This window comes from Sphingobium sp. YR768 (genome assembly GCF_900111125.1).
Taxonomy (GTDB): Bacteria; Pseudomonadota; Alphaproteobacteria; order Sphingomonadales; family Sphingomonadaceae; genus Sphingobium.
On record NZ_FOGE01000007.1, the window covers coordinates 93,876 to 106,269 of the forward strand.

General features: G+C 62.2%; 14 protein-coding genes. 11 read left to right on the forward strand and 3 right to left on the reverse strand.

What is annotated here, in order from left to right; genetic code table 11:
- Window positions 1-26 precede the first annotated feature (26 nt).
- Both adhP and BMX92_RS10835 read right to left on the reverse strand, forming a co-directional pair.
- On the reverse strand, window positions 27-1,058 hold the full coding sequence (gene adhP, locus BMX92_RS10830; protein WP_093016270.1) for an alcohol dehydrogenase AdhP: 1,032 nt from the start codon (window positions 1,056-1,058) through the stop codon (window positions 27-29).
- Between the two features lie 68 nt (window positions 1,059-1,126).
- Complete coding sequence (locus BMX92_RS10835; protein WP_093016272.1) at window positions 1,127-2,515, reverse strand: NAD-dependent succinate-semialdehyde dehydrogenase; 1,389 nt, start codon at window positions 2,513-2,515, stop codon at window positions 1,127-1,129.
- 174 nt (window positions 2,516-2,689) lie between these two features.
- Between BMX92_RS10835 and BMX92_RS10840 the strand changes: the two genes are divergently transcribed.
- The 7 genes from BMX92_RS10840 (at window position 2,690) to BMX92_RS10870 (ending at window position 8,688) form a co-directional block, all read left to right on the forward strand.
- Entirely contained in the window at window positions 2,690-3,577 is an 888-nt protein-coding gene (locus BMX92_RS10840) for a LysR family transcriptional regulator (protein ID WP_177184999.1), read from the forward strand.
- A gap of 613 nt (window positions 3,578-4,190) precedes the next feature.
- Complete coding sequence (locus BMX92_RS10845) at window positions 4,191-4,661, forward strand: DUF736 domain-containing protein (RefSeq protein ID WP_062063578.1); 471 nt, start codon at window positions 4,191-4,193, stop codon at window positions 4,659-4,661.
- Between the two features lie 87 nt (window positions 4,662-4,748).
- The gene (locus BMX92_RS10850; protein ID WP_093016276.1) at window positions 4,749-5,027 is read left to right on the forward strand and encodes a hypothetical protein; all 279 of its coding nucleotides are present in this window, start codon (window positions 4,749-4,751) and stop codon (window positions 5,025-5,027) included.
- A 71-nt stretch (window positions 5,028-5,098) separates the two neighbouring features.
- Window positions 5,099-6,109 (forward strand): DUF2493 domain-containing protein, encoded by a 1,011-nt coding sequence (locus BMX92_RS10855; protein WP_093016278.1) that lies wholly within the window; start codon window positions 5,099-5,101, stop codon window positions 6,107-6,109.
- 70 nt (window positions 6,110-6,179) lie between these two features.
- The gene (locus BMX92_RS27985; RefSeq protein WP_093016280.1) at window positions 6,180-6,398 is read left to right on the forward strand and encodes a DUF6117 family protein; all 219 of its coding nucleotides are present in this window, start codon (window positions 6,180-6,182) and stop codon (window positions 6,396-6,398) included.
- Window positions 6,399-6,913: 515 nt separating this feature from the next.
- Window positions 6,914-7,894, forward strand: coding sequence for a DUF2493 domain-containing protein (locus tag BMX92_RS10865; RefSeq protein WP_093016282.1), 981 nt, complete (start codon window positions 6,914-6,916; stop codon window positions 7,892-7,894).
- A gap of 281 nt (window positions 7,895-8,175) precedes the next feature.
- Complete coding sequence (locus BMX92_RS10870; protein WP_093016284.1) at window positions 8,176-8,688, forward strand: hypothetical protein; 513 nt, start codon at window positions 8,176-8,178, stop codon at window positions 8,686-8,688.
- 15 nt (window positions 8,689-8,703) lie between these two features.
- Here BMX92_RS10870 and BMX92_RS10875 read toward each other — a convergent pair whose 3' ends face one another.
- Complete coding sequence (locus BMX92_RS10875; protein ID WP_256213378.1) at window positions 8,704-8,940, reverse strand: hypothetical protein; 237 nt, start codon at window positions 8,938-8,940, stop codon at window positions 8,704-8,706.
- A gap of 198 nt (window positions 8,941-9,138) precedes the next feature.
- Between BMX92_RS10875 and BMX92_RS10880 the strand changes: the two genes are divergently transcribed.
- The 4 genes from BMX92_RS10880 to BMX92_RS10895 all read left to right on the forward strand — a co-directional run bounded on the left by BMX92_RS10880 (window position 9,139) and on the right by BMX92_RS10895 (window position 12,369).
- Window positions 9,139-9,402, forward strand: coding sequence for a hypothetical protein (locus BMX92_RS10880; RefSeq protein WP_093016286.1), 264 nt, complete (start codon window positions 9,139-9,141; stop codon window positions 9,400-9,402).
- Between the two features lie 560 nt (window positions 9,403-9,962).
- The gene (locus tag BMX92_RS10885; RefSeq protein ID WP_093016288.1) at window positions 9,963-10,409 is read left to right on the forward strand and encodes a hypothetical protein; all 447 of its coding nucleotides are present in this window, start codon (window positions 9,963-9,965) and stop codon (window positions 10,407-10,409) included.
- Between the two features lie 350 nt (window positions 10,410-10,759).
- Window positions 10,760-11,260, forward strand: coding sequence for a sigma-70 family RNA polymerase sigma factor (locus BMX92_RS10890; RefSeq protein WP_177185001.1), 501 nt, complete (start codon window positions 10,760-10,762; stop codon window positions 11,258-11,260).
- Window positions 11,261-11,355: 95 nt separating this feature from the next.
- Window positions 11,356-12,369 carry a FecR family protein gene (locus tag BMX92_RS10895; protein WP_093016292.1) on the forward strand — a complete coding sequence of 338 codons (1,014 nt, stop codon included), beginning with the start codon at window positions 11,356-11,358 and terminating at the stop codon, window positions 12,367-12,369.
- Window positions 12,370-12,394: the final 25 nt, after the last annotated feature.

Consider the following 12,394-nt stretch of genomic DNA (forward strand, 5'->3'; position numbering starts at 1 on the left):
TCGCGAGGGGAGCATGGCTTGAACCTTCATGCATTCTCCAGATCGAGGACCACACGTCCCTCAATCTGGCCTTTGTGCATGCGTGCGAAGACATCGTTGATATTTTCGAGGCTGGCTGTCGTCACGGTTGCTTTCACCTTGCCCTGTGCCGCGAAATCGAGCGATTCCTGCAGATCAAGCCGGGTTCCGACGATAGAGCCCCGCACGGTGATACCGTTGAGAACCGTGTCGAAAATCGACACCGGGAAATCGCCGGGCGGCAGGCCGTTCAGCGACACGGTTCCGCCCCGTCTGACCATTCCCATCGCTTGCTGAAAGGCCTTTGGCGAGACGGCGGTAACCAGGACCCCTTGTGCGCCGCCGATCTCCTTGGTGATGAAGCTCACGGGATCGACGTCACGCGCGTTGACCGTGAGGGACGCACCCAGCGACTGAGCGAGCTTCAGCTTTGCATCGTCGATATCGACGGCAACCACATTAAGGCCCATCGCCTTGGCGTACTGCACGGCCATATGTCCAAGGCCGCCAATGCCCGATATCGCTACCCAGTCGCCCGGCTTTGTATCTGTGACTTTGAGACCCTTATAGACAGTCACCCCCGCGCACAGGATCGGGGAGATGTCGACGAAGCTGATATTGTCGGGCAAGTGCCCCACATAATTGGCGTCGGCCAGTACATATTCGGCAAAGCTGCCGTTTACAGAATAGCCTGTATTCTGCTGCTCATGGCACAAGGTTTCCCAGCCGCCCAGGCAGTGTACGCAGTGGCCACAAGCCGAGTAAAGCCACGGCACGCCGACGCGGTCGCCTTCCTTCACATGAGTCACGCCCTGACCGACGGCTACCACATGGCCTGCACCCTCATGTCCCGGGATGAAGGGCGGGTTCGGCTTGACCGGCCAGTCGCCTTGGGCGGCATGAAGATCGGTATGACAAACACCCGTCGCGGCGATCTTGACGAGAATTTGCCCGGGTCCGGGCCGCGGCACCTGCACCTCTTCGATTACGAGGGGTTTCCCGAATTCCCGGACAACCGCTGCTTTCATAGTGCTCTGCATTGGGCTCTCGCTTCACAAGAATAGGCGTCACCGGCATGGCCGGCGCACGCAGTACAACATCTCGCCGCTTAGAAGGGCGCGTCGATATCGACGACGTCGATCAGTTTGTGATTGACGAACTCCTTGATACCAAGGCCGAGTAGTTCGCGCCCGTAACCGGATCGACGCACACCGCCGAACGGGAGATCGGCCTTCACCATGGTGGGGTGGTTGACGAAAACCATGCCTGTCGAAACTCGGCGCGCCACTTCGGCTCCATGGGCCGCGTCGGCAGTGAACACAGAGCCGCCCAGGCCAAAGGGCGAGTCATTGGCGATGCGCACGGCATCGTCCTCATCCCGGGCACGAAACAGCATCGAGACCGGGCCGAAGAATTCCCAATGGCGAGCGGGGTTGTCCTCGCTGACATTTGTCAGGATGGTGGGCTGCACGAATGCGCCCTGATTGGGAACCTCGGGGCCGACGGTCGTCGCGGTCGCGCCATGTTCAACGGCTTTGGCAATCATGTCCTTGAGGCCGTCAGCAGCTTTCTGCGACGAAAGGGGCGCCAAGGTGGTCTCCGGATCGAACGGATCTCCCATGCGCAAAGCCGCCACGCCTTTGGTGTAGCTTTCCAGGAATTCATCGTAGATTTCGTCGGCAATGATCATCCGTTTGGATGAAACGCACACCTGGCCACCATTCCAGTGCCTGCCGAAAACGGCCCATTTTACCGTCTTCTCCAGGTCGGCGTCCTTCAGGACGATGAAGGCGTCCGCCCCGCCCAGTTCCATCGTCGATTTCTTGAGCGCCTTGCCCGCCGCCGAAGCCACGGCAGCACCGGCGGCTTCAGACCCTGTCAATGCAACGCCATGGACGCGAGGATCTTCCAGGATCAACTGCACCTGATCATGGCCAGCATAGAGATTGATGAATGCGTGCCGTGGCAGGCCCGCTTCGAGCATGAGCGTCTCGAATATCGCTGCGCACTGCGGGACGTTCGCCGCGTGTTTGAGCAGGATCGTGTTTCCGGCCGACAACTGCGGTGCGATGATCCGAGCGATCTGGTAATAAGGGAAATTCCAGGGCTCGATTGCGAGCAGCACACCCAGCGGGTCATGGACGAGGATGGCGTCGCCTTCCGCCGGATCCGAAACGGGCAGCTGCTCGGGCGCCAGCAGCCGCTCGGCGTTATCCGCATAATAGTCGAAGATCGCTGCCGAGAGTTCGACTTCCGCATGCGCCTCTGATATCAGCTTGCCCATTTCCAGGGTAAGTAGCGGGGCATATTTATCGGTGTCCCGCCGCAGGATCGCCGCCGCCGAGCGCATGACTTTGGAGCGTTCTGCAAAAGACGTCTGGCGCCACAACTGGAACGCCGCATCGGCATCACCAATTGCCTGCCCGATTTCAGCTTCGGTCGCGGCCTCGAATTTCTTGAGGGTCTCACCGGTATAGGGGTTGGTCGTTTCGAACATTCGCCAATTTCTCTTTTGCCGAGTTGGCGTCGAGAAGTATCGCTTTGCCCGTTGTTAGCGGTTCGAGCGTCGATGCCAACGAGTTTAATGCCTTGTTCTCATACTCATATGAGATGCCTACGGGCGAAGGACAATTGGCGAGACAGGCACATCACCTGTGCGTATGACGCACTTATGGCAGATCTCATCGAAGCACTCTCGACATTCATCCGCGTCGCCGAATGCCGCAGCTTTTCGGCCGTCGCGTCGGAAATGCATGCCAGTCATACGACGATTGCGCGTCGTATCGACTTTCTGGAAGATCGCTTTCAGGCAAGATTATTCCAGCGCTCCACCCGGCATATGAAAATGACGGATGATGGTGAGCGTCTCCTTGGCCACGCGCGCTCGATCCTGGCGAATATCGATCTTGCCGAAACCGAACTGGGCCAGCGCGGCGCGGATGCAGAAGGGCTGCTGCGCATCGGTGTCACGACGGCGCTTGGATTGTTCTTCTCCCGTAATCTGCTTGGCAAGCTTTACGAACTCCATCCGCGGCTGCGCATACATTTGCTGATGTCCGACGCTTCCGCGAACATGGTCGAAGAAGGAATCGACATCTCCTTTCGCATTGGCGAGATATCGGGGGGCAGTCTGATCCAGCGGCGGATCGGAGATGTCGCGCGCAGCCTTGTGGCATCGCCGCGTTATCTCAGGGATAGAGCCTTACCGGGGACAGCAAGCGAACTGGGGTCCCATGAACTGGTGGAATATTGTTACGACAAACTGTCAGGCATCTGGACGATCGAGCGTGAAGCAATCCCTATCGATCCTCGCTTCACATGCAACAGCAGCGAAGCCGCCCACCAGGCCGTCCTGGCCGGACTGGGGATAGGCTTGCTGCCTGCATTTCAGATACAGGGCGATGTCGCCGCTGGAACACTTGTGCATGTCTTGCCGGGGGTGATGATTGAACCGTTGCGATTGTCCATGGCGTGGCCTCCAGGGCATCGCCTTTCGACCAAGGCAAGAACGTTCATAGAATTCGCCAGCACCTACATCGCACCACTTGTTTGCCAGTGACCAAATTGAAATACGTCCTGGCTTCGAACGGGAGCGCCAGCCGAATCTATCAATCCCGCGAACGGATAGCAAAGCGTGGATGCGCATGGCCAAGCTGGTCAGAAATGCCATGATCCGCATGTTGACGCACTTCGCAGAGCCAGCTTGCGAGGTGTGGTTTCCCAGGTCCGTGCAATAGCAAATTCCGCCGCGCGGCCCGCCGCTATCCGCTGACCGCTCCCGATACCAGAAACGCACCGAGCGGTGCATTCCAGCATGGGTCCGCCGGTTCCGCCTGCAGGGACCGCCTGGTTATGCTGACCGCGCCGCTACCGCTACGTCCGCTGGCGTAACGCCAGCTCGGCTACCGCCGCGCCTCCAGCCTCGCTCCCCAGCCCATCTTCGGCCCCGCACCTCGCCCCGGCCTCGCGCCATGTCGCGGTGGTCGCGCAGAGTTGCGGGCGGGCTGGGGCGTTGCGCGCGGGGCAGGCGGTGCGGGGTCGCGCAGGAGGCAGCGGAGCGCTGGTCCACGGGCGGACGGCGCGCGGGGAGGGCGCGGGACAGAGAGGAGAGAAGGACCGGGGAGGGTGTCGCCGGAGAATGGTTTCCGAGCGACATTCGAAAGGTCAAGACGATGAACATCGGTGAAATCTTCAATGTGAACAACCGCCTGACGGGCTCGATCGCCACCCGCACGATCGATCTCCCCCGCATCGGGCTGCGCAAGGTGATGAGCGAGAACGAGAAGGCCCCGGTCTACGAGATCCTCGCCCTCAACGTCGCACGCCGCTGGGTCCAGATCGGCGCGCTGTGGGAAGCCGTGTCGAAGCGCACGGGCGAGGTCTTCCTCGCCGGCAATATCGACGATCCCAGCCTGCCCGAACCGATGCCGATCGCGCTCTTCCCGGCCGATCATGGCGGTTACATGGTCGCATGGCGTCGCGACACCATGCGCTCCGACTTCGGCGGCGGCATGGGCGTCAGCCGCACCAATTATGACGATCGCGGCCCGCGCGATCAGGGCGGCTTCGGCGACAGCACCGTGGGTGCAGGCGGCGAACTGACCGGCGCGGGTGCGCCGTTCGGCGAGGAGGATCCGTTCTGATCGCCGGTTGATCGGAACAGGTTTCGGGCCGGGGAGGCGTCAGGCTTCCCCGGCCCTTTTCTTTTCTCCAGTCTGAGGAGGCAGCCCATGCCGCTCCCTTCGTTGCACGACCTCGCCCCGTTGGCCGATCTCTCCGCGCTCTGCGCCGCGATCATGGCCAGTCCCGCCATCCGGGACATGCTTTCGCCGCCGCTTCCTGGCGCCCCCATTTCGGAGATCCCGACGGGGATCACCTGCGGCGAGATCATCGCTGCCATTTACGACCTGCTCGAGGGCACGCCCTTTGCCCCGTATGCAGCCGAAATCGTCGGAGCCGTCCTGACGCGGTCGGCCGCCTTCGCAGGCATCCGGGCGAGTCTCCACTGATCCGACAACGGGGGGGCGGGACGCCATCGCGTCCGCGCCCCTTTTTCTTTCCATATCCACGGAGAACTTCCATGACCCGAGAACATTCGCGCAGCATCAGCCGCTTCGCAGACCTGCCGGCGCTGTTCGCCGAGATAACGGCGACTCCGGAATTCCAGCGCGCCTTTGGCGATCCCATTCCGCTTTCGATCATCAGCCCGGGCGACGAACCGGGCGAACATGACATGCCCGAACCGCTCCATGCGCAAGCCGACTGTGCCGGCGTCATCGCGACGATCTTCGATCTGCTGACTGACACCCGTCTCGATGCGCTTGCGCCCGAGATTACATGGGGCATGGTCAACAGCTTCCACTTCGTCGCCGGCAAGCTCGAGCGACAGGAGGATGCGCTGGCTGACGAACTGCGCGACATGATGCGTCGTGCCGACCCTTCCGAGGTGTTCAACACCGAGCTGGAGGAGAAACAACTCCTTTGCCAGTCGCTGAGCGAACAGCGCGAAGCGGTCGAGTGCATGCGCGACTATGCCGCCGACACCTTTCGGGTGCTTTCGGGCCGCCCATGGTCGCCCGCACGCGGCTCGCGCGTCTCGAAGGTCGCGACCGCCACGCAGGTCTCGATACAGGATTTCCTGCGCGCCCGCGAACTGGTCGAACGCGAGCGGTTCCGCCCACGAGGCCCGATCGTTGTCGCCTCTGGCCATGCCGAATGGCATGACTGGCAGCAGCTCTGGGACCGGCTTGATACCATCCTCGAGCGTATCCCGCACATGACGCTGGTGACGACCGCGCAGCGCAAGGGCTTCGACGCGATCGTGGCTTCGTGGGCCGGCAACCGCGAGGTCCAGCTCGTGACTTATTCGCTGACGGGCTCGGGACGCAGTGCGCCCTTCGCGCGCAATCGCAAACTGGTGGATCTCAAACCCGTCGAGGCCTTGCTGGGGGAGGGATCGGGCATTCAGGCGAACCTTTATCAGGCCCTGCGCAAGGCAGGTGTCCCTATCCATGCCTTCCGCAAGGCGGATCAGGCTCCGGCCGAGAAGATCGCGCCGCCAGTGCGGGGCCGGCTCCGTCGGGCGGCATAATAGCGGCAAACCTCATTCATCCTGTCGGGGACGGCGCTACGCGCTGTCCCCATTTTCATGGGGACGTGTCATGGCGATACCCGATCACCACCGAGCCAATTTTCAAACGTTGCTGCATGCGGCCCTGAGCGGCGATCTCGCCCTGCTGGAATGCGCCGATGCGGTTTCCGGCGAGCCACGCTTTGTCGTGTGCGCCGTCGGCCGGAGCGGGGAAGAGTATCTTTTCACGCCATTCGGGCACCTGCATGAAGGCGATCCCTTCGCCGCCTATGCCCCGCCGGCATCCTGAGCAAGGCGCGTGCCCTTGATCGGGCGGAAGGGAGATGCGGGCATCGCGAGCAAGCTCGCAATACCCTTCCATCCCCATGATCGTCATAGAGGCGTCGGTTGGCGTCAAGGACGGCGGGCCCCCACCATTTTGCTCCGCAAAATCGCTGCCCCCACCGCCGCTTCGCGCCCGCGTGCCGCGGTCCTTGACCCCGGCCCTCACCGTCCATGGATATGAGGGAGGCGCCCGGAGGCACCCATTTGCGAATCAGGGGCATCGAGCCCCAGATTCGCAAAGCCTCTTCTCTCTCTCAAGAATTCCTAGGGTGGCACGGGACCGCGCCGGCCTCAAGGACGACGGGGCCCCACCATTTTTCCGGGCGGGTCGGGCGTTGCGCCTGGCCTGCTATGATGGTGGCCGCCCAGAAAAATCGTGACCCCCATCGCCGGCTACGCCGGTCGCTCCGCGATCCTTGACCCCGCCGCTCGGAGCCCGTGCCGAGGGGGGAACCTCTTTCGTTTCAACAGGAGGTTCCAATGACGACTATCAACCGCTCCGTCCGCCTCTTTTCCGACATCGCCGAATTCATCGCACAAGAGACCGCGGCCACCACCGACGATTTCCACGCCGCCTTCGTCTCCAATCTGGAGGGTATCCGCATCGGGCGCGATGAGGAGGAGATGGCGACCGACATGCCTGATCCGAGGGAAGCGCAGCTCGCCGTGGAACTCATCGTCACGACACTCTTCGATGTGCTGCGGGACAGCCGGTTGCAGCCCGCCGCCGAGCGCCTCGCATGGGGCATCGTCAACAGTTTCCATCATGTCGCCCAGCAATGGGAGGGTCAGGCCGACAAGGCGACCCGCGATGTTCAGGACCTGCTGCGGTGCGCCGACGGCAGCGAGATCCACGGCGTCGAACTCGAGCAGGCGCGCGACTCTCTCGAATTTCTCGACGAAGCCACCGACGCCCTGCGGTGCATGCGCGACCATGCCGCCGACGTCTTCCACACCGAAACCGGACGGCCGTGGTCCGCGCCGAAGGGGTCGCTGGTGTCGAGCAAGCGCACCGCCTCCGTCATAGCGGCCACCGATTTCCTTGCCGCCCGCCGCCAGCGCCGGACCGATGCACACAACCCGCAAGGGCCCATCGTGATCTTCTCAGGGGGAGCGGACACGTGGTTCGATGACCGCCTTATCTGGGCGAAACTCGACGAAGCGAAAGCGCGAAACCCGATGATGCTGCTGGCGACCACCGCACAGGATAAGGGGTGCGACGCCATGGCCGCAGCGTGGGCAGCCTCCCGCAAGGTGAAGCTCATCACGTTCCGCCTCAGTGCAAAGCTGGGCAAGCGGGCTGGGTTCGTGCGCAACGAGCAGATGGTCGGGCTGCGGCCCGTCGAAGCGCTGGTCTGCGAAGGATCGGGACTGCAATCGCACCTCGCACGTCTCGTGAAGGAGAAGCGTATCCCGGCGCGGTTCGTCAGGCTCAGCGATCAGGGATGGGAGGCGCAGTGAGCTTCGCCAAGAGGATCGGTCCGGTTCGCCGGGCCGGTCCTCATTTCTTTTTCGAGCGTAGCTCTCGCCCCCGCTCAGGGACCCGCAAGCGGGCCCGTCGCGGGGCCGATGCGGAACCGCCAGGGCGGTCCCGGCCTCCTGCGCGCGGCTTCGCCGTGCTCGTCGCAGGGACACCCTTCGGGTGCGGTTTTGGCGGGGTTGGTTGAGGCGGCACGGTCCGGTTCCGCCGCATAGAGGAGAGGAGGGCAGGGACGATTGGTTCATTTGAGGAGATTAAAGCCATGTCCGACCACATCCTTCCATCATCCATCAACCCGGCGGTCTTCATTTCAGGATCGCTGTCCATTACCGCGCTTCCCGAACCCGTCATCGAGCGTATCGACGGTATCGTCGAGCGCGCGCTTCCTGTCCTGATCGGGGATGCGCGCGGTGCGGACCGTGCCGTCCAACGCTTCCTTTCCGATCGCAATATCGATGCCGTCATGGTCTATTGTTCGGGCGATGGACCGCGCAATAACCTCGGGAAATGGCCCACCCGAAACATCCCGTCTTTCGGAGCGAAGGGTACGGCCGCCTATCACACGCCCAAGGACAAGGCGATGGCGCAACATGCGTCCTGCGGGTTCGTGATCTGGGACGGTCGCAGCCGGGGAAGCCTCGCCAATATCCACCGATTGGCGGCGCGGGGATGTTTCATTGTGATCTGGCTCGATCCGGAAGAGCGCTTCATCACGCTCCGATCGGATTCCGACAGGGACAGCTTCCTCGAGGCGTATCCCTGCCGGAACCTCTGATTGCCTGCGGCGCGATCAGGTCGCTGCTGGCAATCCTTTAATTGCCGTCAGCGCAACATTGCCACCTACCCGGATCGCCTGTGTGAGTAGCTCTCGGAAGTCCCTTTCCGTCAGCTTCTCCACCGGCAGATCCGCTATCATCGCGGCATATTTGCCGCGCAGGGAACGGCGCGCGCTTTCCAGTTCATCGTTCATCTTGCGCTGACGCGCTTCCAGATCGGCAAGCCGATCCCTTTCCGTCATCTTCGGCATTTCCATCGTCCTTCCCCGATGGCCTGCCCGTCACCTGTAACTGTGCCACATCGACGGACCAGCGCAAGCAGGGATTGCCGCTTCCTGAGGAACCGGCGGGGCGTCGCGTCTGGCCGCTCCTGTCGATCCTTCACTGACCCATCCCATCCATCGGCCCGCGGAGCCTGTCGCCTGCGGCTCCCTTTCAAGGAGGCATCCATGCTTGCCATCGAACCCGATCTCGACCGTTTCGTCGAAACCCATGAGCCCCATTATTTCCGTGCACAGGCGCGGGGCTTCGCGCTCATCCACAAGATCGAGCGACACCTCAAAAGCGCCAATTCCTACGCTGGCCGATATTGCGGCTACACCGATCACGAGACCGGCGATGTCGTGATCACGGGCGAGTGCGACGAGGAATATGAAGCCGAATGGAACAAGGCTTGCGACCTAGCCCGCATGGCCGCCCGCTCCAATGCGTAATGGATCATTCGGGCGCAGGGCCGGGACGACGAGGCGGCGATGCTCATCCATGAAGCGCATAGGTTGATCGCCCAGCAAGGCTAATTGCACCTCGGGACCGGGCCTGACGCCCGGTCCTTTTTTTGTATTTGGGGAGCCCCCACCCATGATCGACATCCCTCAAACCATCATGCCGATGTGCTCTGTAAATCTGCAGCAAGAGTGCCCCGCGCCTGCCGGTGCGAGGCTGCGCAGCGCGAGCGCGCTGCGTAAGGCGGGACGCACGGCTCGAGGCCGTTTTGTAATGGACCCTACGCACGGGTGCTGCGGGCGCATTAGCTTGTAAAACAAGGATATATGGCCGTGATACGCGTCTTACGCCGATCCAGAAGGCTGTAGTACGCGGACCACGACGCCGACGAGGGCAGTCCTATCCCGTTGAGTTACCTTGAAATATCTTGTGGTACGCGTCATACGCGGTTTCAGGATCTGTTCGACCGCCACCTTCATCAAAAAGGCTGGACTCGCTGCTGCATGCCCGAAATCATGGTCTCCTCGCTCCAGCACGAAGGACATCACCCATGGCTGAGTTGAACGAGGAGTACATCAGCGAACTTCGTCGGGCGGTGGTCAAGGCCATCTGCGAAGTGTCGGCGGAAAGGCAACAATCCAATGCGGCGGGGAAGGGCGACACCCTTTATATCGGCTCGGCCGAAGTTTGTCAGATGCTCACGCTTCTCCTGACTGAATTTCTGGAAGGGGTCCCCGATCTCGATACGCCCGGCAATGTTCGGCGCATGGCGGACATCGTGGCCAAAAAGATCAGATTGGGGATCGGCGAGATCCGGCTGCACCGCCAGGAGACAGGCGGAGAACCGTTGCCGTCGATCATCATCAGCGTTGGGCAAGAAACTGATTTTCATGCCGCCCGTCGCAAACCGCCTGTTTTTCACGCATTCCACCGAAATGACGGGGTTTGGGACTTGTATGAACCCGCTGCCGCGGAATTGATGGCTGGATCAAAGTAACCGCGACGATCTTATGTGGTGCCGTGATTAAGCGGCGGCTTCCGACCGAACCTACCGTGCCTGTACCCGACTGCCAGCCTCTGGTCGGCCCTTGAGTACTGAAAGCGGAGAGGCCCGGAGGGTCGGGTTGAGCCCACCGGTCGTTTCCTAAACACCGCTGTTCCGCGTCTCTATGTCTGCCGTGCGCATCTTGATGCGTACCTAAACCGCATATTATCCTGCTTATCTGGGGCGCGGACGATATCACGCCCTACAAGGTCCGATCGACAATCCGGATAGAGTTCGGAAATTTTTCGCGGCGTTGTCAAATCGGATTGCGAATCATTCGCATTTGGTGAATGGGCTTTTGGGTGAAGTCTCTAAGCGAATTCTACCGACGGCAGCATGGCGGCCTGGTCCGCTACGCGCGCGTCGTCAGTTCCGATGAATTCGGAGCGGAGGATCTGGTGCAGGAAGCCTGGATCCGCTGCCGTATCCTTGCGAGTCGGGAAGCGATCGGCGATCCGGCTCATCTCTTCCGGCGCGTGCTACGCAATCTGGCGATCGATCGCAGTCGCAGCCTGGCGCGTGAGCGAGCCCGCACCCAGGTCGGCGACGCCAGCGATACCCGGGGGCAGGCGGCCGACGATGCGCCTTCGGCCGAACGGACATTGATCGCCCGGAGCGAATTGGGGCTATTGGGCGATGCGCTGGTAGAGTTGGACGACCGTACGCGCGTCGCGTTCGAAATGCACCGGTTCGAAGGCGCGCGGCTCCAGGATATCGCGGCGGCACTGGATATTTCAGTGACGCGCGCCCATGAACTGGTTGCCGCCGCGTTGCGCCATTGTCGCGCGGCCTTGCGCCCTTAACCCGTCGCCATGCGATAATCTCACCACGCCGGGCGAAAAACACCTGGGATGGAACGTCTGATGGTCATGGCGATGATCGCAGGATAAGGACGCGCATGGGCTCTGGCATACAGGATGATCCTTCGTCTTCCGTTCCCGCGTCGCCGGATGCGGAAGAGCAGGCGATCCTGTGGACGATCGCGTTGCGGGACGCCCCGGCCGATATCATCGTGCAGCGGCAATTCCAAGCATGGCTGACGGCCGATCCCGCCCATGGCATCGCCTGGGCGGAGATGGCCCATGTCTATGATCGGCTGGGCGATGTCGAACCTGCATTTGCCGTGCGCGCCCCGCCCGCCCCCAAAGCCCGGCCAACCATCCACCCGGTCGCCGTGGCAAAGCGACCCCGCGCCTGGCGCGGCGCAGCGCAGCTTGCCGGTTGCACCCTTTGCCTCACTTGTCTGGTCGCGCCATCGGCGATGTTGCGATTGCGCGCCGATCACCAGAGCGGGGTGGCCGAAGTGCAAAAGATCTCGCTTGCGGATGGCAGCGTCGTGCAACTGGCGCCGCTTTCGGCCATCGCCGTCGATTATGCGAACGGTCGGCGCGACGTCACCCTGCTGAAGGGCGAGGCCTTTTTCACCGTGACCCCGGATCGGAGGCACCCCTTTCGCGTGATCGGCGAACGGGCGACCATCACCGTACTCGGCACCGCCTTCGATGTGCGGGAAGTCCAAGACGAGGCGCATCCCGCATTCGTCGGAGTGGAACATGGCCGGGTGCAGGTAGCGCTCATGCATGGCCGTCCCCACCTCCTAACAGGCGGTCAGGCCGCAGCGATCGGGCCTGCGGGCGCGATCCAACGTCAAGCCATTGCGCCCGCACAGGTGGCGGCATGGCGGGCGCGACAGCTGATCGTGCAGGATGAACCGATCACGGAGGCGATCGAACGGCTGCGCCCCTGGTTCGGCGGCATGATCGTAACGCACGGCAGCGCCCTTGCCCAACAACGGTTGACGGGCATATTCAATGCTTCCGACCCGGTGCAGGCCCTGCGCGGCATGGCGCGCGCCTATGGCGGTCGCGTGACCATGATCGGTGACTGGCTGATCATCTATTCACAGGACTGACCCCCGCGGGAAACAGTCTGAAAAA